The organism is Dehalococcoidia bacterium, assembly GCA_030648205.1.
Lineage (GTDB): Bacteria > Chloroflexota > Dehalococcoidia > JAUSIH01 > JAUSIH01 > JAUSIH01.
The window spans coordinates 1-23,114 of sequence record JAUSIH010000113.1 but is presented as its reverse complement, the minus strand read 5'-3'; the positions used below and the strand labels follow the sequence as shown (position 1 = coordinate 23,114).

Below are 23,114 nucleotides of genomic sequence, written 5' to 3'. Positions count from 1 at the left end.
CCCGTACCTGATACGGGGCCGGAATCCAGCGTTCCCCGGCGCTTCTCTGGATACCGGCTTCCGCCGGTATGACATGGAATAGGGAGCGCGTTTCCGAAGCAGGACGCGAGCGTCGCCGGTTGCAGGCGAGCTTGCGTCCCTGGGCTCCGGCCCACGGCCTTCGCCGGGGCAGGCTTTTCGCCGGAGAGACGAAGGGACGCCCCCTTTGTGGTTTGCCGTGTCCATAGAAGGAATTAGACGCGATTGCCCTGGCGCAGCGAAGAGTCTGCATGAGTCAGGACGAGGAATCTCTCCGGAGACCTCCCGCGGGAGAGACCCCTCGCTCCGCTCGGGGTGACAAATCATGGCTGTCATTCCGAGTCCTTCGGCGGAAGGACGAGGAATCTCCCCGGCTCACGGCGGGCCCCAGCGCCTGCTTCCGTTGACACCCCGGCGTGGGTGTTCCTATAATGGGCCATTCCCGTGAAGGAGAGCGACTATGGCCCTGGCCTCACGCACGCATGAGTTCAAGGATGCCTGGGACTTCATCGAGCTGGCTTTTGAAAAGAACTGGACGGACGGCCTGCCCGTCTGCCCGCCCACGCCCGAGCGCGTTGAGGCCATGCTTGACCACGCGGGCCGCAAGCCGGACGAGGTGGTGGGACTCGTGCCGCCACAGAACGGCGAGGCGACCATCGAGAAGCTGGCCATCCAGTGCGTGATGGCCGGGTGCAAGCCGTCCTATTTCCCCGTGGTGCTGGCGGCCCTGGACGCCATGCTGGACGAGCGCTTCAACCTGTACGGAGTGGAGACGACAACCCACGCCAACGAGCCGCTCACCGTCGTGTCCGGGCCTATCGTCAAGGAGTTGGGATTCAACTACGCCGACGCCGTGTTCGGCCAGGGGCGGCCCAACGCCACCATCGGACGCGCCATTCGGCTCATCCTGTGGAATCTCGGCGGCTCCTATCCCAACCTCAACGCCAAGGCGCCCCTGAGCCACCCCGGTCGGTACACCTTCTGCGTGGCGGAGAACATCGAGGAAAACCCGTGGCCGCCGTTCCACAAGGACTTCGGGCTGACCTCCGAGAGCGGCGTGGTCGTCATCGGCGTGGAGTCGCCCCACGGCATGCTGACGCTCGGCGACGCGCAGTCCACGCTCTACACATGGGCCGACACCATCTGCCGGATGGGCGGCAACAACATCCAGTACGCTAACGGCGGGCAGGGGCTGCTGGTCATAGGCCCCAAGGTGGCCCAGAAGGTGGCCGCCGCCGGCTGGACCAAATCGGACATCCGTAATTTCCTGTTCGACAACGCGCGGCGCCGCCTGGGCGACCTGAAGCGGGGGTTCTACAACTTCGACCCCTCGGTCGGCAACCCGGGCTGGCCCAAGTGGGTGGACCAGAAGAACGATGAGACGCGCGTGCCCGTCGTGGCGGACCCGTCCGACCTGCACCTGGCGGTTGCGGGCGGCACCGCGGCGCACTGGTTCACCGCCTGGTGCCCCGGCTGGGGCCTCATGGGCGGGATGGCCGTCGCGCGGCCCGTGCCGCTGCCGAAGAAGAGCGCGTAGAAATCCGCGGACAGACGCGGAGCGAGTCTAAGGAGGACACAATGGCAAACTTTGTCGTGCTTGACCCCACGGTGGACTTCAAGGGCCTGGCCAAGATAGCCAATCTGGCGCCAAAGGTGGACGACCTGAACGGCAAGGTGCTGGGCCTGCTGAACCACCACGGGAGCGCGGTGAGCGGCGCCGCCAACGGCCGCGACCCCTTCTTCGAGACCATCAAGTCCACACTGGAGAAGCGCTACAAGCTCAAGGGAGTCGTCTGGCGCACCAAGCCCAACCTCTCGCGCGTCGCGCCCAAAGAGATGCTGGAGGAGATAGCCGCCCAGGCGGACGTGGTCATCAACGGGACCTGTAGCTGAGGCTCCTGCACATCCGCCGCGGTACGCGACGGCATCGAGTTTCAGAAGCGCGGCATCCCTCAGGTGACCATCTCGCACGACTCCTTTGCGCAGGCAGCCCGGCAGCAGGCCGCGTCCCTGGGCTACCGCAACCTGCCGATTGTGGTGATGCCACAGGCGAAGCCGCAGGACACGCCTGAGGTGATCGCCGAGCGGGCGGAGCGGGCGCTGCCGGAGATACTGGGCCTCCTGGCCAGCAAGCCCATCGCCAAGCCAGCTCAGTAACGCCCTTCTCGTTGAGCAACGCACCCGCGCCGCAGGAGTGAAGGCGGCATGTGTATGCCGCCTTCACTCCTGCTTCTTTCAGACGTGCCGCGACTCCACGCAATGTGCTCAGGCCCACGGCCAGCCCTCCCCCACTCCACGCAATGCACCCGGCCATGCTCATGAAGCCCGCCTCTGTGCCCACCAGTCCTTGCGCAACGTCGCAAAACGGGCTATACTGGCATTACTATGTGATATATGTCACAAATACGGGAGGATAACCAAAGCACTCATATGGCAATACGCATGCAACACGTCGAGACAATTGAACGGACAAGTACCGAGACCAAGATCATTGAGTACCTGCGGGCCAACCGCTCCGCAACGCTGCCCGTCCTGTGCCGCGCCCTCGGAATCCGGACATCCCAGGTGGCGTGGACCATTGTCCATTTGGAGGAGCAAGGCTTGCTCACCAGCATCGCTCGGGGGAAGTCCCGCTCGTTCATCCTGGCGGCGGGCCTGTCAGGCCGCAAGGCAGCCTGAGGTCGCGCGGGGGAACGAATTCGCCGCGGGGCGGCCCCGTTGCCGCTAGGCCACCACCTTGGCCGCGCGCATCCGCTTGACCTCCGCCGGGCTGAAGCCCATCTCCGCCATGACCTCGTCCGTGTGCTGTCCCAGCGTCGGCGCGGGACGGCGCAGGGTGCCGCGAATCCCGTCAAGCTCCAGAGGCACATTGAGGAATTTCACGTTGCCCACCACGGGATGACGGTACGTCGTTATCATGTCGTTTGCCAAGACCTGTGGGTCGGCAAAGACCTCTTCCCTGCTCTGAATGGGAGATGACGGGATTTCAGCCTCCTGCAGCAGATTCAGCCATTCGGCCCGGGGCTTCGTCGCGAACACGGCGTCCAGCACGGGTTGCAGCTCGGGCGAAAGCAAGAGGCGCTTCATGTAGGTGTCGAACGCGGGGTCTTCGCCCAGATGCTCCAGCCCCGTGATCCGGCACAGGCCGTGCCACTGGGCGTCCGTAATGCACACGAACATCAGCCACTCGTTATCGGCGGCCTTGTAGGGCGAGTAGAGAGCGTTGGGCAGGCTTCCCGGCAGCGGCGTATTCTCCCCTTCCACCTGGACAAGCTGATAGCTCTGCATCGCCAGGGAGATGTTGAGCAGAGAGCTTTCCACCGTCTGGCCCCGGCCCGTCCGCGTGCGCTGGAAAAGGGCCAGTGTCACTCCATAGGCCAGCAGCATGGCTCCGGCCAGGTCTGACACCATGATGGGGGAGCCGATGGGCGTGCCGTCCGCCAGGCGCCGCGCCCCCAGGATGCCCGCACGCGCCTGCACCGCCAGGTCGTAGGCCGGGGTGTGCGCGAACGGCCCCTTCTTCCCGAAGCCCGTCACGTGCAGGTAGACGAGCCGGGGATTCAGCCGCGAGAGCGTCTCGTAGTCCACGCCCAGACGCTTGTCCACGCCCAGACGATAGTTATGAATGAACACGTCCGAGGTGCCCACCAGCCTGTGGACAATCTCCCGCCCGTCGGGCGTGCGGATGTCCACCACAATGCTCCGCTTATTGCGGTTGATGATCAGCCAAGGCTTGCTCATGTTGCCCAGGCGCTCCGACGTGTGAAGCCCTCGGCAGGGGTCGCCGCCCGGCGGCTCTATCTTGATGACGTCAGCGCCCTGGTCGCCCAGGTACATGGCGGCGCCCGGCCCGGCGAATATCTGGGACGAATCTATGACGCGGATCCCCTCAAGCGGCAGTGCCAACGTTCACACCTCGTTACTCAATGTGGGTGGGTCACATGTGGAGCGAGCCAGGGCGCCTGAAAAGGAACGCGGGCGCGCCCCTGGACTTTGCGCGTCCACCCATCCCGGCTTGTTAGTCGCAACCCAGGGAATGCAGCCATTCGGCGACTCCAGCCGAACGGCGGTGTCATTCTCCATGAGGTGCTATTGTAGTGCTTTCGAAATCTCGTTACCTGCGAGACTCTGCAACGCCGTGCGCTCGCCGCAGCGCGCGCGCACGGCGGCCCACGGCGTTAATCGCCTTTGCATGGTTCCTGGTCTTTCACCCAGGGAACCATCCCCTTTAGTTCCCCTTCCTTCTCCGAGGAAGGGGAATGAGGGATACTGGGGGTCACCCCCAGTGCCCCCGTTCCTTCGACTTCGCTCAGAGCTCGCCCTGAGCCTGCCGAAGGGACAGGCTACGGGGGTCTGCCCCCTCTGGCTCCCTCGTGTCGGAGATTCCAGACGAACCCCTTCCGTAACGAATTATTGGAAGCACGACACTATAGCGTCAACAGTGGAGAGAGGGCGGCAACCGCCACCAGTAGAGCGCGATGCAACCCCCGCCCACTGCGCCCAGCGACTTGCGCTACTGCGCCAGCCATATCTCCTGCAAGTTGTTCGTGGCGTAGTCCGTCGCACCCCGCACGAGGCCCTTGACCTCGGGCCACGCCACCACGAAGGTGTTGAAGATGACAAGTGGTACGGAAGACACGCTCTCGTTCCACGCGTATTCGTCCACGGCGCGGATGACCGCGTGCCGCTCCGTGGGGTCCAAAATCTGCGCTTGTTTGGTCCACATGTCGGACAGCTTCTTGTCGGCCTCATTGCCCGTGAAGTTGAAACTTCCTCCGGGGAAATAGTAGCGCCCAAACCACACGGGGTCGGCTATGAGCGCGGCGGGCGTGAACACCATGACCTGGAAGGACTTGGTGTAGCCCTTGTCCCAGAAGACCGTGTCCTCCAGGACTTCCACCTTTGCCTGAATACCCACGGCGGTGAGTTGGTCGGTCATGAAGATGGCGCTGTTGCGCGTCGCCTGGTTCTGGCGAGAGTAGAGGGTGAGCGACAGACCATTCGGGAAACCGGCGTCGGCAAGCAGCTTCTTCGCCTCGGCGATGTCGGCGGACTTGTCCGCCCGGAAGCCGGGCATGGTCAAGAGCTCCTTTTCCGGAATGCCCCAGCCCTCCAGCGGGAAAAAGCGGCTCGGCGTGCCCGCGCCTTCCGCCACAACCTTGATGGCGGCCTGCCGGTCAATGGCCAGATGGAACGCCTTGCGCACGCGCACGTCACTTAGCGGCGCGACGCGCGTGTTGAAGAACGCCGCGCTGCCTAGGGAACTAGCGATCGGGAATATTTGGGCCTGCGGGACCTCCTTCTTGATCGTCTCCATCTGGCTCGGCGACAAGGCCGATGTGCCGCGCGCGCCCATGCGGGCCTTGCCGGTGCGCAGAGCGGCGACGCGCGTGTTCGCGTCCTTCACAATGAAGACCTGGGTGCCATCCAAGTACGGGCGACCCTTCACCCAGTAGTCTGGATTGCGCTCCATTGCAGCGCTCACGGACGGCGTGAAGAACTTGTACTTGAATGGGCCCGTGCCCATGATGGTCGTCTTCATGTCGCCCTTGTCCTGGACCCACGCCTTGGAGTACACAGGCACGGTGTCCATGGCGTAAGCGGACAGGAGCGGCGCGAAGGGGAATTTCAGCTTGACCTGCACGGTGCTGGCGTCCACGACTTCGATCTTTTCGGTGGCAGGCGCGACGAAGGAGCTGATCACCGAGGTGAGGCCCTTTGGTGGCGTGGTCACGCGTTGCAGCGTGAACGCAATATCATCCGCTGTCAGCGGCGCTCCATTGTGGAACTTCACGCCCTGGCGGACCTTGAACGTGTAGGTGAGTCCATCCTTGCTCACGCTCCAGCTCTCCGCCAGGTCCGGGACGATGTCCATGCCGTTCACAGGGGAGTACTGCACCACTCGGTTGTAGGCGGGGTTGGCGATAATGTTCGCGGGGATGGTGTCCTGGTGCAGGTCAAAGCTCGCCGGATCGTTGGCGACCACCATGGTCAGCACACCGCCGGCGCGCGGGCCGGGCGTGGCGGTGGCCGCCGGCGCACTCGGCGAGGGCGCTGAGGGAGCGGGCGCCGAAGGCTGCGGCGCCGCGGGCCGCGGAGACGAGGGCGCGGGAGCGGACGGCGCTGGCGCGGACGGAGCCGGAGCCGCCGGGGCAGGCTGCGCCGCAGGGGCACAGCTTGCTATTAACATTGCCAAGGCGGCAAGGAAAACCGCGGGAACCATCCAAACTTTCCTACGTTGCTTCATAAAGGCTCCTCCCTTTCTTTCTGTTCCCTCGCGGGAACGACCACCACATAGCCCATGAGAGCCGCGCATGCTGTGTGCGAGAGTATACCAATGGGATATGGGTGTGTCAACGTAACGGACAATAGCGGTTCCCAGCATGTCTGTGTGAGACATGCTGGGAACCGCGGACAGGGGTCTCACCGGACCGACTGGGCCCGCAGCGCCCCGTCGCCCTACGCGCGCTCGAAGATGGACGCGATGCCCATGCCCCCGCCAATGCACGCCGTGACCAGTCCGTAGCGGGAGTGGCGGCGGGCCATCTCATACATAAGCTTGACCACCAGGACTGCGCCGGTGGCGCCCAGGGGATGTCCCAGGGCGATAGCCCCGCCGTTGACGTTGGTCCTGGCGGAGTCCATGTTCAACTCGCGCATGACGGCGACGGCCTGAGCGGCGAACGCCTCGTTTAACTCGATGAGGTCCATGTCCTGAACGCGCAGCCCCGCCCTCTTCATGGCCCTGGGCACGGCCTGCGCCGGCCCGATGCCCATGTACGCCGGGTCCACGCCCGCCACGGCGCGCCCGCGCAGAGTCAACAACGGCTCCAGCCCCTTCTCCTGGGCCGTGCGCCGCGACATCACAACGACGGCGGCCGCGCCGTCGTTGAGGCCGGACGAGTTCCCCGCCGTCACCGTCCCCCCCTGCTTGAAGGCCGGCGTGAGCTTCGCCAACTTCTCCAGGGTCGTGTCGGCACGCGGGTGTTCATCCGTGTCCACAGTCACGGCCTCCCCCTTGGACTGCGGGATGTGGACCGGCACAATCTGCTCCTTGAACAGGCCACCCTTGATGGCGGCCACCGCACGCTTCTGGCTCTCCAGAGCGAACTTGTCCTGGTCTTCCCTGTTGACCCCGTATTTCGTCGCCACATTCTCGGCAGTGACGCCCATGTGGTAGTCGTTAATGGGGCACTGGAGCACTCCGGCGGCCATGCTGTCTTCAAGGACGCCGTCGCCCATGCGATAGCCCCAGCGCGCGTTGCGCAGGATGTACGGCATCCGGCTCATGTTCTCCACGCCGCCCGCGACGACGACTTCCGCGTCGCCCGTCGCAACCATCCGCGCGGCGCTGTGAATGGCCTCCACGCCGGAGCCGCAGAGCCGGTTGACTGTGAAGGCGGGCACCTCCACGGGCACGCCCGCGTAGATCGCCGCCTGCCGCGCCACGTTGATGGTATCCGCTATCTGAAGCGTGCACCCCATCACCACGTGGTCCACATCGCGCGGCTCCAGCTTCGCGCGCCGGATCGCCTCCTTGATGGCCACGGCGCCGAGCCGCGGCGCGGGAAGGTCCTTGAATCCGCCGCCGAACCGGCCTACGGCCGTCCGCGTGCCGCTGACAATGACAATATCATCGCTTGCACTCATATCGCCTCCTTTGTTCGTCCTTCCGAGAGCCGCCCGAGCAAAGCCGCGGGCAATCCGCGCGGCCTATCTTTCGTTTACTTCTGTTGCGTGTAGTCGTAAAACCCCCTGCCCGTCTTGCGGCCCAAGCGACCGGAGAGCACCATGCGCTTGAGCAGGACCGGCGGCGCGAACCGCGTCTCGCCGAACTCCTGGTACATGGCCTGGGCGATGTAGTAGGTGGTGTCCAGACCCAGGAGGTCTATGAGCGTAAGCGGCCCCATAGGGTGGCCGCAGCCCAGCACCATGCCCTGGTCAATCTCCTCTTTGCTTCCCACGCCGCTCTCCAGCACCCGCACCGCGTCCAGCAGATACGGCACCAGCAGCCGGTTGACGATGAACCCTGGCGTGTCCTTGGCCATGACGACCGTCTTGCCCAGGGACTCGACGAAGGCCCTGGCCGAGGCGATGGTCTCGTCGCTGGAGGCGATGCCGCGCACCACCTCCGCCATCTTCATCGCCGGCACCGGGTTGAAGAAGTGCATGCCGACCACTCTGTCCGAGCGTTTGGTGGCCGCCGCCATCTCCGCGATGCACAGGGACGAGGTGTTGCTGGCCAGAATGGCGTGAGCGGGACAGACGCCGTCCAGCGCCGAGAACACCTTGCGCTTCTCCTCGATGTTCTCGATGGCGGCCTCTATGACCAGGTCGCAGTCCTTGAAGTCCTCGAATCGCACTGTGCCCGTGAGCCGGGCCAGCGCCTCGCTCTTCTGGGTCTCCGTCATCTTGCCGCGCTCCACGGCCTTGGCCAAGTTGGAACGCACCGCGTTCATCCCCTTGTCCAGAAGCTGCTGGTTCACCTCGCGGACGACGGTGGGATAGCCCGCGGCGATGCACGTCTGGGCGATGCCCCCGCCCATGATGCCGCACCCGACGACGCCGACCTTCTTAATCTTCCCAGTCATGGTTGAGCACGACCTCCTCAGTAGCAGTCCTATGGGCCTACTCGCCCTTGAAGACGGGCTTGCGCTTCTCGGCGAAGGCGCGGGGGCCTTCCCGCGCGTCGGCGGTATGCCGCAGGTTATCGAAGAGCATCTGCTCCAGACGCAGGCCCGCCTCCAGCGGCATTTCCATGCCACGGAGCATCGCCTCCTTGGCCGCGCGGACGGCCAGCGGCCCCTGGTTGCATATCTCCCGCGCCCACTCCAGCGCTGTGGACATCAGCTTGTCCTGAGGCACCACGGCGTTGACCACGCCGATGCGAAGGGCATCCTCCGCCTTGATGCTCCGGCCCATCAGCACCATCTCCGCGGCCCTGGCGTACGGCACCTGCCTGGGGAGACGCTGCGTCCCGCCCCATCCGGGGATGATAGACCACTTGACCTCCGGCTGGCCGAAGGTGGCGTTCTCGGCGGCGATACGAATGTCACAGGCCAACGCCAGCTCGCAGCCGCCGCCCAGCGCGACGCCGTTCACGGCTGCGATGAGGGGCTTCCATATCTCCATCTCCCGCATGATGGTGGCGGGCGGACGCCACGGCTCCTGCGCGTTGAGCATCCGCGGTATGGTCTTGGTGAGGTCGGCGCCGGCGCAGAACGCTTTCTGGCCCGCGCCGGTGACGATGCCCACCCACAGATTGGCGTCATCCCGGAAGTCCACCAGCGCCTTGCTGAACTCTTCCAGTGTGTCCGGGTCAAGGGAGTTAAAAGCGTCAGGCCGGTTGATGGTGAAGATGGCGACCCTATCCTTCTTCTCGTAGGTGAGGGCCATGCGAGCCTCCTTTCGGGAGTCACAAGTTGTATCCATGTCCCAGGGAAGAGGGGTTCTATGTGGCTCGGACAGGCTGTCCAGAAGGGTGATGAAAGACCCTTTTTGACCATCCCCCTACCCCCTTCCTAAGCAGGAAGGGGGTGAAAAATTGTATCTGGAGGACACCCCCAGACCCCCGCCAGTTCTTCCAGGGAAGAACTGGATTCTCCTTTCGAAACAGCCTGCTAGTGCCCTGTTTCTGAAATACGCTTACGAATTGTCATTGCGAGGACTCCGGCTTGCCGGAGGACGAAGCAATCTGGAGGAAGGGTACACCCCGCAGCCAGATTGCCACGCCCCGATTTCATCGGGGCTCGCAATGACATTTGCAACGAACTTCGGGAGCACTACACTAGTAGCCCGCCTCTTTGTTCACAAGGTTCTTCATCGGCTCGCCCACCAGATAGCGGCGCAGATTGTCGCAGAACAGAGCCATGATGGGCGGCTCCACGCCGAGCAGATTGCCGGACACGTGGGGCGTCATGTACACGTTCGGCAGGCCCCACAGCTCGCTCTCCGGCGGGAGCGGCTCCCGCGAGAACACGTCCAGCCCCGCGCCGGCTATCCACCCTTCCTTCAGAGCGCGGACAAGCGCAGGCTCGTCCACGACGCTCCCGCGCCCGACGTTGACCAGGTACGCGGACGGCTTCATCGCCCGCAGCTCGCGCTCGCCGAACAGGCGCTCCGTGTCTTTCGTGGCGGGCAGGGCGATAACCACATAATCGCTCCGGCCCAGCATGTCGTGCAGGGCGGATGGCGACAGCATCTCGTCCACGTCGCCCACGCCGGTCTCAGGGGCCGTCGTCCCTCGCCGGACGCCCAGGACGCGCATGCCGAAGGCCTTCGCCAGACGCGCGACCTGAAGGCCGATACCACCCACCCCCAGGATGCCCACCGTATGCCCGTGCAGCTCCACAGGGATGACATCTTCCTTGCACCATTCGCGCTTTCTCTTCTGCCGCTCGTAGGTCCAGAGGCGCTTGGCAAAGAGGAGCATCACGCCCAGCGCGTACTCGGCCATGCCCGCCGATGTGATGCCGCCGGAGTCCGTGACCTGGACAGGACTGCGGACAAGCTCCTGCGTCATGACGTGGTCCACTCCCGCGGAGATGAAGTGCACCCAGCGCAGGCGCGGCGCGCGGGCCGGCAGGTCCGGGACGACGGGCAGCGTGAACAAGATGTTGACATCGACCAGGTGCTTGTCCAGATCGGCCTTCGCCTTTGCCAGACCCTCGGCCTGCGACCCCTCTCGCCGCAGCCGACGCTCCTCGCGTATCAGCGCGGCGATGTCGCGCACCTCGGCGTGCGGCGCAACCCGCGCTACCTCCCTGGCTATCTCCTGACGCAGCGCATCGCTGTAGGGGACGCCGATTGCGACGACGAGCCGGTGGCCGGACGACGCGGGCATGTCAATACCCCCGCGCCGGGTCAACTACGTTCACCAGCGGTTGTCCCGACAGATAGTTTGCCAGATTGCGGCAAAAGAGGTCGGTGGCGCGGTCGGGGTTGCGCTCGCTGCCGCCCGCTATATGCGGGCTGAAGATGACGTTGGGCATATCCCAAAGCGGGCTGTCGGCGGGCAAAGGCTCATCCTCAAAGACGTCCAGCACGGCGCCGGCGATACGGCCCTCCCGCAAGGCGCGGACAAGGGCAGCTTCGTCCACCACGCGTCCGCGCGCGATGTTCACCAGGCACGCCGTTGGCTTCATTGCGCGAAGCTCCGCCTCGCCGATGAGGCGCTCCGTCTCCGGCGTCAGAGGCGCGCAGATGACCACGTAATCGCTCTCCGCCAGCAATTCGCGCAGGTGCGACGGCGGAAGCAGCAGGTCCGCGCCGTCCGCGTCGCGCATCGGCGCGGTGCACGAGCGCTTCGTCGCCACGACGCGCATGCGGAACGCCTTCGCCAGACGGGCCGTCGCCCGCCCTATCTGGCCGTAGCCGACGATTCCCATCGTGGCGCCCTGCACCACCGGCATCTCCCGCTCAGCGCGCCGCCAGACGCGCTTCTCCTTCTCCGCCCAGAAGGCGGGCACGCGCTTGTTGAGCGCCAGCACGCCACTCAGAATGAACTCGCTGACCGGCACCGCGTGCATGCCGATGGAGCACGTGACGGTCACGCCGCTGCCCAGGACGTGCGACTCCTTGAGGGCTATGTCCACGCCCGCCGTCCCGACATGCACCCAGCGCAGATTCGGCGCGCGGCGCAGAAGGTCTCGCGGCACGAAGCGCGTGAAAAGGACTTCCGCATCCAGCAGGACAGGGTCCAGGGCGCGCGCCGCCTCGGTGTCGCCGCGCGCCGCCCGAGCGAAAAGCTGACTTGCTTCAGTGGCGCGCACCCACGGCGAGATGGCCTGGATTTGCTGGACGTGGCGCGCTTCCAGGGACCACGGGCCGTAGGTAAAGGCCGCTACAACGGACACGGGGCTGGCCGAGGTTGAGGAGCGCATGACGTGCGAATTATAGCAGCCCGCGAAGCTGCAAACAACATGAGCCAGTACGCGATAGCTGGTTGCCCTCCCCAGCGTCACGCTAGTGCTCGGTTGCGTAAGTTCGCATACACCAGGTTCGCCCCAGCCCCGCTCATGGTTCGACGGGCTCACCATGAGCGACTTTCCATGCCGTGCTTATTGCATGGCTAAGTACTAGCCCGCCAGCGCGCGTGCGCCCTCCACCAGCGCCGTGAGCTTCCCCAGGGCCGATTCCCTGCTGAGGAGACGCAGGCCGCAGTCGGGCGCAACCCAGAGGTTCTCCACGCCGACCCGCTCCGCAAACCGCTCTATCCGTCGCCGCACCTCATCCACGCTTTCCACGCGTTCGCTCGCCGAGTCCACGCAGCCCAGGCACAGCTTCTTGCCCGCCGCCTCCATCGTCCGGCGGTCCAGCGGGGGCAGGAGGTCTTCGCGCGTGCCCTCAATGGCCAGCACCGCCACGTCCGCGCGCAGCAACCTGTCGAAGAAGGGGCGCACGTCGCCGCAGACGTGCAGCACGACCACCGGCGCCTCCATCGCGATGCGATTGACGCATTGGATGCCCAGTTCGATGTCCGCCCCGCCCACGCTGAAGGCTGGCTCGTCCACCTGCACCACGCGGACGCCCGCCTCCGCCAGGGCCGCGGCCTCGTTGGCGACGATGTCCGCCAGTACGTGCACCAAATCGGCGTCGTCGTTGCCCAGGTAGTGCGCTCCGGGCTGCACCGTGGACGCCAGGGCCAGCGTCGTCGGCCCCGTGAGCACAGCCTTCACCTCGGCGCGGTCCCCGGCCATCTCCCGCGCCAGCAGAGTGTCCGCCAGGGTGATTGGCTCCGGAAATTCCTCCAGCTTCTGGAAGATGGCGAACCGGCCGGAGGAGACATCATAGCCCCGGATGCGCGAGGCGAAGCGGGTAATCATATCGCCGCGGACCTGGCCGTCGGCGATGAGGTCCACACCCGCAGCTAGCTGGTCGGCCACGGCGCGGCGCAGGGCGGCCTCTGGCGCAAGCCCTTCGACGGGGTAGCTGCCGATGACAGTGGTGAGGATGGTCATGAGGATGCGCCTGGCGGCGCGTCAAACATCTGGCGCTGCCTTTCTGTTGCGGGACGCCGCCCCCTAAAACAGGCCAGCCTGCTGGGTACCGGCCTGCTCCTTGAACGGCAGGCCGAGGTGCTCGTAGGCCAGCCGCGTCGCCACACGGCCCCGCGGCGTCCGGCCCAGAAAGCCCATCTGCATCAGGTACGGCTCGTACACGTCCATGATGGTGTCCGCCTCCTCGCTGATGGAGGCGGCGATGGTCTCCAGGCCCACCGGCCCACCATTGTACTTTTCGATGATGGTGCGCAGCACCCTGTGGTCGGTCAGGTCCAGCCCCTTCTCGTCCACATCCAGCCGCTCCAGCGCCTCCACCGCCGCCTTGCGGGATATGACCCCGTCGCCGAGCACCTGGGCGAAGTCGCGCACGCGCCGCAGCAGGCGGTTGGCGATGCGCGGCGTCCCCCGCGCCCGCCGCGCGATCTCCCACAGCCCATCGTCCTCGGCGGCGATGCCCAGAATGCGCGCGGAGCGCTCCAGGATGAGCCGGACGGCCTCCGGCGAGTAGAAGTCCAGGCGGTACACCGCACCGAATCGGTCCCGCAGCGGCGGGCTGAGCAGGGCGTAGCGCGTCGTCGCCCCCACCAGGGTGAAGCGCGGCAGGCTCAGCCGCAGGCTCCGCGCGCCCGGCCCCTTGCCGATGACGATGTCCACGGCGAAGTCCTCCATGGCCGGGTAGAGGACCTCCTCCACCGGAGGGGCCAGCCGGTGCACCTCATCAATGAACAGGAGGTCGTCCTCCTTCAAATTCGTGAGGATGGCGGCGAGGTCGCCGCCGCGCTGAAGCGAGGGGCCGGCCGTGATGCGCAGGCTAACGCCCATCTCGGCAGCGATGATGTAGGCCAGCGTGGTCTTGCCCAGGCCCGGCGGGCCATAAAACAGCATGTGGTCGAGCGGCTCGCCCCGCTTCCTGGCGGCGGCGATGGCGATCTGCAGGTTGCCAATGACCTTTTCCTGACCGACGAAATCGGCCAGCTTTTTGGGGCGCAGGCTGGTGTCCAGCGGCGCGTCCTCCGTGCCCGCCTGGCCACCGACGACGCGCTCGGGCTGCTCCTGCTTGCGTGGCTTCATACGCGCTCCATTATAGTCCAGGGCTGGCGCGCCGAACAGGCATTCCGCGCTACTACCGTCCCACCAGCGCGGCCACGCGGCGAGGCGGCGGCGTGAGCGCGCTGATGAGGATGGCGACCACGTACGCGCCGATGAACAGCGCGAAGGCGCTCGTGTAGCTGCCCGTTATGTCAAAGCTCAGCCCCGCTACGACAGGCCCCGCCACCAACCCCATCGTGGAGATGCCCCACATGATGCCGGACAGCGCCGCGAATTTGCCCAGCCCGAAGTATTCCGCGCGGATGGCCGGGATGAGCGGCAGGGTGCCCATGCCTTGGGCGAAGACCACCACGGCCAGGATGACCTGCGAGAGAGTCGTTGCGCCCATAAGAAGAATGACGCCCAGGCACTCCAGACACATGGTCACGGTCAGCAATATCCGCTTGGACACACGGTCGCCCAGATAGCCAAACAGGACGCGCCCGAATATGCTCACCAGGGCCAGAAGCCCCAGCAGGTTGGCCGCCGTCTGCCGGTCGAAGCCCCGGTCAACCAGGTACGGGATGAGATGGACGAAGACGGCGCCGGAGCCGATGAACTTCAGCGCCAGGGCCACGGAGAGCAGCCAGAACTGAGGCGTCCTCAGGGCCTGCCGCACCGTCATATCTGTCGCCCGCACCGAGGCGGGAGTGGCCGCCGCCTGGCCGTCGCCCGGCGCTGGCACCCCGTCCGGCGAAAGGCCCATCTGCTGCGGGCGGTCACGCACCAGCAGCGCCGCGGGGATGCAGCACACGGCTATCACAACGCCCACCGCGAGGGCGGCATTGCGCCAGCCGTACGCCAATATGGCCATCGCCAACAGGGGCGAGATGGTCATCCCCCCGACGGCGATGGCCGAGGAGAGCATGCCCTGGGCCATTGCGCGGCGCCGGACAAACCAGTAAGCCGTCACGACTTCCGTGGGGCTTTGCACGCCCCCGTAGATGCCCACGGCGATCAGCACGATGTACACGGCGTAGAACATCCACAGCGACTGGACGAGCGACAGGGCCATGTACCCGACCGCGGCGGCGCTGATGCCCACGAGCATGAGCTTGCGCGGCCCGAGCTTTTCTATGAGGAACCCGACCACTATCGTGACGAGGCCGCCGGAGATGGTGGCGGCGGAATACGCGCCCCCGATGAGGGTGCGGCTCCAGCCGAACTCCTGCTGAATGGACGGAAAAAAGATACCGAAGCCGTAGAAGAGCGGTCCAGTGCCAAAGGCGGTGATGACGACGCTCGCCGCCAGCACCCACCAGCCGTAGAAGATGCGCATTAAGTGTTGTAGTGCTCCCGCGCGGTGCGTCAGTTTACGGGACGGCTGCCCCCGCCAGTTTGTGCGCGTCCTCGGTCGCCGCCTTCCTCGCGCGGACGAAGGCGACCAAGTCATTGTACTTCAGCGAGCAGAGGTTGTCCCGCGTCTGGAAGCCGCACACCTGGCACGGCTCCTTGCGGCAGTCCGGCGTGTCCACGCTGACAAAGGTCTTCTTGTGCTCCTTGCGGAGGAACGGATACGTGACGCCCGCGCTGACGTGCGCCCAGGGCAGCACCTCGTCCAGTGGCCTCTCGCGATAGACGTAGAAGTCGAGCGACAGGCCGACCTCCGCAATCGCCTCCAGCCACTTGTCGAGGAGGAAGTGCTCGCCCCAGGCGTCGAAGCGACACCCCTTGCGCCAGGCGCGGTAGATGACCTCGCCGACGCGGCGGTCGCCCATGGACAGCAGCCCTTCGATGGCCGCCTCCGCGGGGTCCACCCACGAGAAGTCGGCGCCGACCTTTCGCAGGCCGCGCCGGAGAAGCTCCTGCTTTCGGCGCAGGGAGTCGGGCCGGTCCTGGGGGAGCCACTGGAAGGGCGTGTGCGGCTTGGGAATGAAGGTGGACACTCCCACGCGGATGCGGGGGCGCTTCCCGCAGGTCTGCTGATAGCGGAGGGAGACCTTCCCGACCAGGTCCACAATGGCCTGAACGTCCTCCATCTCCTCCGTGGGCAGCCCCACCATGAAGTAGAACTTCAGCTTGTTCCAGCCCCGTCGCGCCGTCTGCGCGGTCGCCTCCAGAATGACCTCCTCTGGCACATACTTGTTGATGACGCGCCGCATCCTCTCGCTGCCCGCCTCCGGCGCGAAGGTGAAGCCCTGGCGTTTGAGCTGCGCCCTCGCCAGCGTGTCCGCCAGATCCACGGAGAAGGCGTCGATGCGCAGGCTGGGGAGCGAGATGACGGTGCGCTCGCTGTGGTAGCGGTCGGCTATCTTCTCCACCACCTCGCGCACATGCGTATAGTCGGCGGTGCTCAGGGACAGGAGCGAAATCTCCTCGTAGCCCGTGTTGCGCAGGATCTCGCCCACCGCATTCACCACCTCGTCCGGCGGGCGCTCGCGCACCGGGCGATAGACGTAGCCCGCCTGGCAGAAGCGGCAGCCGCGCGTGCAGCCGCGCATGACCTCGACGCCGCCGCGGTCGTGGATGGCCTCCAGGTGCGGGACGACCGGGTGCGTCAGCGGCGGCGGGAGCTTCGCGACGGTGCGCTTCTCGACGACCTTCGGCGCCCACGGCACGGTGGGCTGGACGTGGTCAACGACGCCGTCCTCGCGGTAGGCCGTGTGGTAGTACGTGGGGATATACACTCCGGGGATGGCGGCCCATCGCTTGAGCACGTCCGCGCGTGGCGGGCGCTCGCCGCCGTTCGCCAGCTTCAGCTCCCTGTACGCCGCGAGCAGCTCCAGGATGGCCTCCTCGCCCTCGCCGACGTACACGGCGTCCAGGAACGGCGACATCGGCTCCGGGTTCACCATGCACGTGCCGCCGCCGATGACGAGCGGGTGCGCGTCGGTGCGCTCCGCGGCGAGCACGGGGATGCCCGCCACGTCCAGGCACTCCAGCGTGTTGGTGTAGGTCATCTCCGCGCCGTAGGAGAAGCCCAGGACGTCGAACGCGCCGAGGGGGTGTTTGGTCTCCAGGCTGAAGTAGGGCAGGCTGGCGCGGCGCAGCTCAGCGGCCATGTCAACGCCAGGGGCGAAGAAGCGCTCCATCAGGTAGTGCGGCTCGCGGTTCACCTCGTCGTACAGCATCAGGATGCCGAGGTTGGACATGCCGACCTCGTACACGTCCGGATAGCAGATGGCCATGCGCACGTCCGTCGCGTCCCAGTCGCGGACGACGCTGTTCCACTCGCCGCCGATGTAGCGGGCGGGCTTCTGGACGCGCGCGAGGATGCGGTCCAGCGTCTCCGGGCTCATGGGCGCGAGGGTATCCGTCATGGGCCTGGCCTCCGAGGTCGGGGCGTGGTGCTTCCGAGCGCTCCGGTGCGTGTGGAATGATAGTAAGGGATAGTATAGCAGCAGAGGAAAAAGCGCGGAATAGGGAGACGCCTGGGCGGTTACATTCGCCCCCAGCTAAGATCACGCCCTATTAATAGCTCGGTCATTTCCGCATGGTGCGTATTCTTCATAGCTATGGCTTGTCTGTCAAAACCACAGCGCTCTGCAAGCTCGACTACACCCTGAGCATTATCGTAGGTCATGAGAAAGTCACCCGCCACCGTCCGGGCGATATTGAACAATGCCTCGTGATCCAAGTTATTATGAGCATACAGTCGAGTACCCGCCTTTTTGCCCGCCACGGTATATGGAGGGTCAATAAAGTAAACCACACCCCGTAGAGGAGCTTTCTCAACCATGAACGCAAGTCCATCACCCTGAACAAAGAAGAGTCGATTCCTATACGGTTGAATAGCACGAATGCGCCTCGCAAGCGTCTCCGGATACCAGCGTGATCTTAGTCCTTTCCCATTCTCTCCATATCTGAGCAGCCCGCTGCCGGGAGCCAGAATGCCGCCATGATTCACTCGGTTTCTGAGCAAGGTCTGAAATGCGCGTTCTCGAACATTGGCTGCAGGTCTAGCTAGCTCTTCCTGGACAGTTTCAGATGTTACATCGAATGTGAGTATGCGGTCTACCAGCCATTCGTATTCGTCACTTAGGATTGTCTGCCAAACACTCGCAACTTGCTCGTCTATCTCAACCATTGTGGCGGCCTCGACCAAACCTTCGCATACTGCGGTAAGAGAAACGATTCCCCCACCAGCAAAAGGCTCAATAAGCTCACGTGGCTTTTTTGCCATGGTACTCAACCACATTCGAATCCATGGCACAAGCCAAGTCTTGCCACCAGGATAGCGAAACAGACTCCTCTGAGGTATAGAGGCCACGTTGACTACGCGCCTTCTAGGTGGATTCGCAATGAGAGCCATTTGAACCATGATTATCTATATCTCCAGGTTGATAGTCTGGTTATCGGGGGAATCGCCGTCGTCGAGTTTCTCATCAAGCTTGACTTGAATGCGTTCCATGAAGGCGTGCTCCTCGCCAATTGCAGGCTTAGCGATCTGATCGAGACAGGCTTCAAATTCGGTGTAACTCGTCTTGTACTTCTCAAGGATGTAGGAATCCTCGCTAGCTTCATAACGCAAATCATAGACAAGCCAGGCAATATCTGCTTTCTCAGGTTCGACTTCAAGCAAGGCAGGCAGAGTCTGGAAGAAGCCTTTATTTAGAGCTACAGCCATCTTTCTATTCCACGCATGAAGAATACCGCCCTTGAACATGAGTTGCGGCGCCAATCGCTTACGCGACGAAGACAAGTAGTCGGGACGTGGATAGTTTGGCTTCCCTCGCCATATCAAGTTTGCACGACTTATAGGATCTTCCATGAAGTATTCAAATGGGCGACGTACATTCCCTGAGATATAAACTGCTTGAACCTCTAAAGCCCCGTAATCAAGTACCCGGCCTCTATCATCATGGGCGACAAGGACTACGTCAATATTGCCAGCGGATTCACCATTCTTATCATCAAGACGAACTTCAACAAGTGAAGTCCACTTTGCGTTGTGAGGGAAGAAAAAGGCTGCCGCATCTTCTGCAATAACCCAGTCTTGGCGGAATCTTATGGGGCAAGTAATCACCACCTCTTTGCCGTTGTAAACGCTGCAAACTCCTAGCGGGTCGCTAGCCTTGTCCTTGGTACAATTCGGAACCTTGTTATTGAAAGGGCATAGGCGACGTTTGCGGTACCTCTGAGCCTCTTTGGACGCATTCGTAATTGGGAAACCAAAAACCTCGGCGAGTGGATGCTCAGGCATATGTCGCATATTCCTTTGGCTACAGTATAAACTGCGTAATTCCCTGCGTCTCGGTCCCTGAGGGACAAGCTTGAAGTCGCGACCTCGCTCTATCTGCTACTATTACTATGCTCCGCCGTCATCTCTTCACTAGCTTCCAAGAATCGTGGTAACGGCCACTTAGCTGTGCCGCGACCGCACGCGCAACTCCCCCGCCGCAAGTATACCCCCGCGCCGTCGTGCCCGCAAAGCCGCGCGCGGCCAGCCCTCCCGCGCCGTCTGGTACAATGGCCGCACTCACCACAACGGAGCCGAGAATGGTCGCGGTCGCGTTCCTGCGCAGCATACCCTACTTCAAGGAGCTGGACGACGCCCAGCTCCGGCAGGTCGCGTCGCTCGTCCAGGAGCGCACGCTCACGCGCGGCCAGGTCATCCTCACCGAGGGTACCCCCGGCGACGGCCTCTACTTCGTCATCATGGGGCGGGTGAAGGTCTTCCGCATGTCGCCGGAGGGCCGCCAGCAGGTGCTGCGCGTCATGGGCCCCGCGGAGACGTTCAACGACGTGCCCGCGTTCGACGCCGGCCCCAACCCCGCGAACGTCGAGGCGATGGAGACGACCATCGTCGGCGTGCTCTCCACGCAGAGCGTGCTGCGGCTGGTGGAGCAGTACCCCTCCTTCTCGCTGGGCATGCTGCGCATCCTCGCCGGACGCCTGCGCATGCTCGTGACGCTCGTCTCCGACCTCTCGCTGCTGAACGTCGAAGGGCGCGTGGCGAAGGTGCTGCTCGCCTACGCGGAGATGGCGCCGGAGCGGGAGCCCTCGCTGCGGCTCACCCAGCAGGACCTGGCCGCGATGGTGGGCACCGCCCGCGAGGTGGTCGCCCGCGCCCTCCGCTCCCTGGAGGAATCCGGGGCCATCCGGCGCGAGGAGGGGCATATCCGCGTGCTCGACCGCAAGGCCCTCGCCGACGCGCTCAGCGACGCCGCGAAGTAACCGCGTCGCGCCTCCCACCCCCCAACCTCGCGCACGGGTGACTTTTGTCACAGCGCCCGCCGTCGCCTGACATTATGCTGATAGCGTCGAGTCAGACGCCCGCGGGGTATCCCCGTGTTCCGACATAGCGGAAGGAGGGCTGCTATGGCAATCCTGGATGTCCGCGACGACCTGCGCCAGGGCAGGGAGCCGTTCACCCGCATCATGCAGACCGTTGACGGCCTCGGCCCGGACGAGTCGCTGGAGCTTGTCGCGCCGTTCGAGCCCGCGCCTCTCTACATGGTCATGGAGCGGCGCGGCTTCTCGCATCACGCGGAGCAGACGCCCGACGGCGACTGGCGCGTCGTGTTCTCCCGCGAGAAGGGCGACTAGGGGCCGGTCATGACGACCGAACGCGTGACCGGCGAGACGTCCGTCCGCGAGGCGCTGCGCCGCTACCCGGAGGCGGAGCGCATCTTCGAGCGGCACGGACTCGGCGGCTGCGGCGGGCCGCGGGGGCCGCTGGAGCCAATCGCATTCTTCGCGCGCGTCCACAAGGTGGAGCCGAACGTCCTCCTGCGCGAACTGAACGAGTTCGTCGCGGAAGCGGAGGGCCGCCCGCGCCCCCCAGCGAGTCCCCCGTCAAGCGCGAAGCGCCCCCACGACATCTTCCCGCTCTTCATCAAGACGTCTCTGGCCGTCGCCCTGACGGCGGGCTTCAGCCTGGGCACGGTCATCATCCTCTACCCCGCGCTGGGCGGGACGCTGGGCGCGTGGTGGCTGCCCCACGTGCAGGTCCACGGCCACGCCCAGATACTGGGCTGGGTGGGCCTGTTCATCATGGGCATCGCCTATCACGCCGTGCCGCGCATGAAGGCCACATCCCTGCGACGCCCCTGGCTGGCCTACCTGTCCTACGGCCTCGTACTGGCGGGCCTGGCGCTCCGCCTGGCCGGTCAGCCAATGCCTGGCGGCGGCCCCGTCCGTACGGCGCTCTTGCTCCTCTCCGGCCTCTCGGAGCTGGCGGGCGCGGCGCTGTTCCTGGCCCTCATTCGCGCCACCGTGGTTTCCAGTTTGCAGCCGCGCGACATCTACGAGAAGTTCATGCTGGCTGGAGCCGCATGGCTCTGCGTGGCCGCGCTCGTCAACTTGGCGCTCCTGGGCATGATGGCGTCCAGCGGCCAGTCCTACATACCCGGTCCCGCCGACGACCTCCTGCTGCACATCTACTTCATCGGGTTCATCGTCTCGTTCATCTTCGGCATGTCGGTCCGCACCATGCCCACGTTCCTGGGCCTGCCCGCCCTGAACGCACGGGGCGTCAATCTTGCGTTCCTTGCCCTGAACAGCGGGCTGGCCGTACGGCTGGCGGGCATGGCCCTGGGCGAAGGCGCGCCGAGCGTCGTCCTGGCGACGGCGGGGGCCGCGCTGGAGGTCGCCGCGTTCGTGACCTTCGCGCTGGCCATTCGAGTGTTCTCGCCCAGCCAGCCGTGGGTGAAGGAGACGGGCATGTCGCGCGGCCACGACAAGTTCCTGCGCGCCGCGTATGTGTGGCTGATGGTCGCCGCGCTGCTGGACGCCACGTTCACCGTGCTGTCGCTGGCGGGCCTCGGCGGAGCGGGCTTCTACGGCGGGAATGCCCAGCGCCACGCCCTGGGCCTGGGCTTCGTCACGCTCACCATCTTCGGCATGGCGTCCCGGGTCGTCCCCGTCTTCTCGGGGACACGGTTGCACGCGCCGCGCCTGCTTCTGCCCATCTTCATCCTGTCGATCGCGGGCACGGGCCTTCGCGTCGGCTTCGGCCTGTTCTACTTCGTTTCGCCCCCGCTGTCCGAGGCGATGCGCGGTCTGTCCGGCATCTTGGGCTTGTCCGGCCTCGCGCTCTTCGCCTACGTCATCTGGCGGACGCTGGATAGCGCTGGCAGCAAAGCGACGACGGCGACTCCGGCGCGACGAGCACCTCTAACGCTCACTGTGCAGCCCCTGACTCAACCTGTCGCGCGGGCGCCCGCCGGCCCAGTCAGCGCCGCCATGCTCGTGGCCGAGGTGCTGGACCGCTGGCCCGGCACGCTCGACGTGTTCGTGCACCACGGCTTCGCGCCTCTGGCCGATGAATCTATGCGGCAGGCCCTGGCCGCCACCGTCACTGTCGAACAGGCGTGCCGCATGCGCAGCGTGGACGCGGGCGCGCTGCTCCGCGACCTGAACGTCGCCGCCGCGCGCGACGGACGGGCGGCGCAAAGCGCGGGCACAACTCAGTCTTGAACCTGTCACTACATGGGAAGGAGACTCACATGGCGAAACTGCCACAGGGAATCACGCCGGAGACCAAAGTCGAGGATATTGTGCACCACTACCCGCAGGCGTTGAAGGCGCTGGAGAACATAGGAATCTGCCTGTGCTGCGGCGGGACCCTGAGCCTGAAGGATGCGGCCAAGGCGCACGATGTCCCGCTGGAAAAAGCCCTGGACACGTTGGGCAAGGCGCTGGCGTCGTCCGCCGCGTAGGCGGCTACATTCGCCGCGCCAGCGCCGCGAGGTGTCGCGCCATCTCCTCCGCGGGCAGCTTGACCCGCTGGCCGTGGCCGGGCATCACCAATTTGGAGGTGAAACCCAGAAGCCGCGACATGGATTTTCGCTGCTCGTCCCAGGAGTACCAACACACGTCCTGAGACGCGCCGAGCCGATCCCTCTCCCTGTCCCACCACAGGTGGTCGCCGGTGAACAGGAACCGGTCGCGGTAGAGCAGGACACAATGGCCCTCCGTATGGCCGGGCGTCGGGATGACCAGGAAGTCCGCGTGCACCCGCGATGGCTCGTAGCCCTGGAGTCCACGAAGAACTCCCCGTCCACGTTCTGGGATAGTCGCTTTTTGAAGTCCGCCAAGGCCCTGCCCTCCCCTGAGCAATCG

At 65.0% G+C, this 23,114-nt stretch carries 22 protein-coding genes; 8 read left to right on the top strand and 14 right to left on the bottom strand.

Features of this window, described 5'->3' with window-relative positions:
• The first annotated feature begins 478 nt into the window (after positions 1–478).
• The 4 genes from Q7T26_12765 (at position 479) to Q7T26_12750 (ending at position 2,697) form a co-directional block, all read left to right on the top strand.
• On the top strand, positions 479–1,555 hold the full coding sequence (locus Q7T26_12765; GenBank protein MDO8533013.1) for a hypothetical protein: 1,077 nt from the start codon (positions 479–481) through the stop codon (positions 1,553–1,555).
• Between the two features lie 41 nt (positions 1,556–1,596).
• Entirely contained in the window at positions 1,597–1,911 is a 315-nt protein-coding gene (locus Q7T26_12760) for a hypothetical protein (protein ID MDO8533012.1), read from the top strand.
• A gap of 63 nt (positions 1,912–1,974) precedes the next feature.
• Positions 1,975–2,175, top strand: a complete 201-nt coding sequence (locus Q7T26_12755; GenBank protein MDO8533011.1) for a hypothetical protein — start codon at positions 1,975–1,977, stop codon at positions 2,173–2,175.
• 273 nt (positions 2,176–2,448) lie between these two features.
• The gene (locus Q7T26_12750; protein ID MDO8533010.1) at positions 2,449–2,697 is read left to right on the top strand and encodes a hypothetical protein; all 249 of its coding nucleotides are present in this window, start codon (positions 2,449–2,451) and stop codon (positions 2,695–2,697) included.
• Positions 2,698–2,742: 45 nt separating this feature from the next.
• Here the strand turns inward: Q7T26_12750 and Q7T26_12745 are convergent, their stop codons facing one another.
• The 13 genes from Q7T26_12745 to Q7T26_12685 all read right to left on the bottom strand — a co-directional run bounded on the left by Q7T26_12745 (position 2,743) and on the right by Q7T26_12685 (position 19,251).
• Positions 2,743–3,924 carry a CoA transferase gene (locus tag Q7T26_12745; GenBank protein MDO8533009.1) on the bottom strand — a complete coding sequence of 394 codons (1,182 nt, stop codon included), beginning with the start codon at positions 3,922–3,924 and terminating at the stop codon, positions 2,743–2,745.
• Between the two features lie 607 nt (positions 3,925–4,531).
• Entirely contained in the window at positions 4,532–6,241 is a 1,710-nt protein-coding gene (locus Q7T26_12740; protein MDO8533008.1) for an ABC transporter substrate-binding protein, read from the bottom strand.
• 236 nt (positions 6,242–6,477) lie between these two features.
• Complete coding sequence (locus Q7T26_12735; protein ID MDO8533007.1) at positions 6,478–7,668, bottom strand: acetyl-CoA C-acetyltransferase; 1,191 nt, start codon at positions 7,666–7,668, stop codon at positions 6,478–6,480.
• 74 nt (positions 7,669–7,742) lie between these two features.
• Positions 7,743–8,609 carry a 3-hydroxybutyryl-CoA dehydrogenase gene (locus Q7T26_12730; protein MDO8533006.1) on the bottom strand — a complete coding sequence of 289 codons (867 nt, stop codon included), beginning with the start codon at positions 8,607–8,609 and terminating at the stop codon, positions 7,743–7,745.
• A gap of 37 nt (positions 8,610–8,646) precedes the next feature.
• Entirely contained in the window at positions 8,647–9,414 is a 768-nt protein-coding gene (locus Q7T26_12725) for an enoyl-CoA hydratase-related protein (GenBank protein ID MDO8533005.1), read from the bottom strand.
• A 391-nt stretch (positions 9,415–9,805) separates the two neighbouring features.
• Positions 9,806–10,885, bottom strand: coding sequence for a D-2-hydroxyacid dehydrogenase (locus Q7T26_12720; GenBank protein MDO8533004.1), 1,080 nt, complete (start codon positions 10,883–10,885; stop codon positions 9,806–9,808).
• On the bottom strand, positions 10,863–11,900 hold the full coding sequence (locus tag Q7T26_12715; protein ID MDO8533003.1) for a D-2-hydroxyacid dehydrogenase: 1,038 nt from the start codon (positions 11,898–11,900) through the stop codon (positions 10,863–10,865). Before Q7T26_12715 ends, Q7T26_12720 begins: the two co-directional genes overlap by 23 nt.
• Before the next feature lie 195 nt (positions 11,901–12,095).
• On the bottom strand, positions 12,096–12,977 hold the full coding sequence (locus tag Q7T26_12710; protein MDO8533002.1) for a uroporphyrinogen decarboxylase family protein: 882 nt from the start codon (positions 12,975–12,977) through the stop codon (positions 12,096–12,098).
• A 63-nt stretch (positions 12,978–13,040) separates the two neighbouring features.
• Positions 13,041–14,090 carry a Holliday junction branch migration DNA helicase RuvB gene (gene ruvB, locus Q7T26_12705; protein MDO8533001.1) on the bottom strand — a complete coding sequence of 350 codons (1,050 nt, stop codon included), beginning with the start codon at positions 14,088–14,090 and terminating at the stop codon, positions 13,041–13,043.
• Between the two features lie 52 nt (positions 14,091–14,142).
• On the bottom strand, positions 14,143–15,387 hold the full coding sequence (locus Q7T26_12700) for an MFS transporter (GenBank protein ID MDO8533000.1): 1,245 nt from the start codon (positions 15,385–15,387) through the stop codon (positions 14,143–14,145).
• Positions 15,388–15,421: 34 nt separating this feature from the next.
• The gene (locus Q7T26_12695) at positions 15,422–17,368 is read right to left on the bottom strand and encodes a TIGR03960 family B12-binding radical SAM protein (GenBank protein ID MDO8532999.1); all 1,947 of its coding nucleotides are present in this window, start codon (positions 17,366–17,368) and stop codon (positions 15,422–15,424) included.
• A gap of 119 nt (positions 17,369–17,487) precedes the next feature.
• Positions 17,488–18,360 (bottom strand): DNA adenine methylase, encoded by an 873-nt coding sequence (locus tag Q7T26_12690; GenBank protein ID MDO8532998.1) that lies wholly within the window; start codon positions 18,358–18,360, stop codon positions 17,488–17,490.
• 15 nt (positions 18,361–18,375) lie between these two features.
• A complete protein-coding gene (locus tag Q7T26_12685; protein ID MDO8532997.1) occupies positions 18,376–19,251 on the bottom strand; it encodes a NotI family restriction endonuclease in 876 nt (291 codons plus the stop codon).
• 296 nt (positions 19,252–19,547) lie between these two features.
• Here Q7T26_12685 and Q7T26_12680 point away from each other — a divergent pair, with 296 nt between their 5' ends.
• The 4 genes from Q7T26_12680 to Q7T26_12665 all read left to right on the top strand — a co-directional run bounded on the left by Q7T26_12680 (position 19,548) and on the right by Q7T26_12665 (position 22,711).
• Entirely contained in the window at positions 19,548–20,225 is a 678-nt protein-coding gene (locus Q7T26_12680) for a Crp/Fnr family transcriptional regulator (GenBank protein MDO8532996.1), read from the top strand.
• A 144-nt stretch (positions 20,226–20,369) separates the two neighbouring features.
• A complete protein-coding gene (locus Q7T26_12675; protein MDO8532995.1) occupies positions 20,370–20,597 on the top strand; it encodes a DUF2249 domain-containing protein in 228 nt (75 codons plus the stop codon).
• A gap of 9 nt (positions 20,598–20,606) precedes the next feature.
• Positions 20,607–22,469: a DUF1858 domain-containing protein gene (locus Q7T26_12670; GenBank protein ID MDO8532994.1), complete on the top strand. Its 1,863-nt coding sequence runs from the start codon at positions 20,607–20,609 to the stop codon at positions 22,467–22,469.
• A 29-nt stretch (positions 22,470–22,498) separates the two neighbouring features.
• Positions 22,499–22,711: a DUF542 domain-containing protein gene (locus tag Q7T26_12665; GenBank protein MDO8532993.1), complete on the top strand. Its 213-nt coding sequence runs from the start codon at positions 22,499–22,501 to the stop codon at positions 22,709–22,711.
• A 4-nt stretch (positions 22,712–22,715) separates the two neighbouring features.
• Here the strand turns inward: Q7T26_12665 and Q7T26_12660 are convergent.
• A partial coding sequence (locus Q7T26_12660) for an MBL fold metallo-hydrolase (protein ID MDO8532992.1) occupies positions 22,716–23,114 on the bottom strand: 399 nt, incomplete at its 5' end.

What these genes read in the sequence shown, in the direction of transcription:
- Q7T26_12765 (MDO8533013.1), top strand. Translation starts at nt 479, where the DNA reads ATGGCCCTGGCCTCACGCACGCATGAGTTCAAGGATGCCTGGGACTTC.
- Q7T26_12760 (MDO8533012.1), top strand. Translation starts at nt 1,597, where the DNA reads ATGGCAAACTTTGTCGTGCTTGACCCCACGGTGGACTTCAAGGGCCTG.
- Q7T26_12750 (MDO8533010.1), top strand. Translation starts at nt 2,449, where the DNA reads ATGGCAATACGCATGCAACACGTCGAGACAATTGAACGGACAAGTACC.
- Q7T26_12740 (MDO8533008.1), bottom strand. Translation starts at nt 6,241, where the DNA reads ATGGTTCCCGCGGTTTTCCTTGCCGCCTTGGCAATGTTAATAGCAAGC.
- Q7T26_12735 (MDO8533007.1), bottom strand. Translation starts at nt 7,668, where the DNA reads ATGAGTGCAAGCGATGATATTGTCATTGTCAGCGGCACGCGGACGGCC.
- Q7T26_12730 (MDO8533006.1), bottom strand. Translation starts at nt 8,609, where the DNA reads ATGACTGGGAAGATTAAGAAGGTCGGCGTCGTCGGGTGCGGCATCATG.
- Q7T26_12725 (MDO8533005.1), bottom strand. Translation starts at nt 9,414, where the DNA reads ATGGCCCTCACCTACGAGAAGAAGGATAGGGTCGCCATCTTCACCATC.
- Q7T26_12715 (MDO8533003.1), bottom strand. Translation starts at nt 11,900, where the DNA reads ATGCGCTCCTCAACCTCGGCCAGCCCCGTGTCCGTTGTAGCGGCCTTT.
- Q7T26_12710 (MDO8533002.1), bottom strand. Translation starts at nt 12,977, where the DNA reads ATGACCATCCTCACCACTGTCATCGGCAGCTACCCCGTCGAAGGGCTT.
- ruvB (MDO8533001.1), bottom strand. Translation starts at nt 14,090, where the DNA reads ATGAAGCCACGCAAGCAGGAGCAGCCCGAGCGCGTCGTCGGTGGCCAG.
- Q7T26_12700 (MDO8533000.1), bottom strand. Translation starts at nt 15,387, where the DNA reads ATGCGCATCTTCTACGGCTGGTGGGTGCTGGCGGCGAGCGTCGTCATC.
- Q7T26_12695 (MDO8532999.1), bottom strand. Translation starts at nt 17,368, where the DNA reads ATGACGGATACCCTCGCGCCCATGAGCCCGGAGACGCTGGACCGCATC.
- Q7T26_12690 (MDO8532998.1), bottom strand. Translation starts at nt 18,360, where the DNA reads ATGGCTCTCATTGCGAATCCACCTAGAAGGCGCGTAGTCAACGTGGCC.
- Q7T26_12685 (MDO8532997.1), bottom strand. Translation starts at nt 19,251, where the DNA reads ATGCCTGAGCATCCACTCGCCGAGGTTTTTGGTTTCCCAATTACGAAT.
- Q7T26_12680 (MDO8532996.1), top strand. Translation starts at nt 19,548, where the DNA reads ATGGTCGCGGTCGCGTTCCTGCGCAGCATACCCTACTTCAAGGAGCTG.
- Q7T26_12675 (MDO8532995.1), top strand. Translation starts at nt 20,370, where the DNA reads ATGGCAATCCTGGATGTCCGCGACGACCTGCGCCAGGGCAGGGAGCCG.
- Q7T26_12670 (MDO8532994.1), top strand. Translation starts at nt 20,607, where the DNA reads ATGACGACCGAACGCGTGACCGGCGAGACGTCCGTCCGCGAGGCGCTG.
- Q7T26_12665 (MDO8532993.1), top strand. Translation starts at nt 22,499, where the DNA reads ATGGCGAAACTGCCACAGGGAATCACGCCGGAGACCAAAGTCGAGGAT.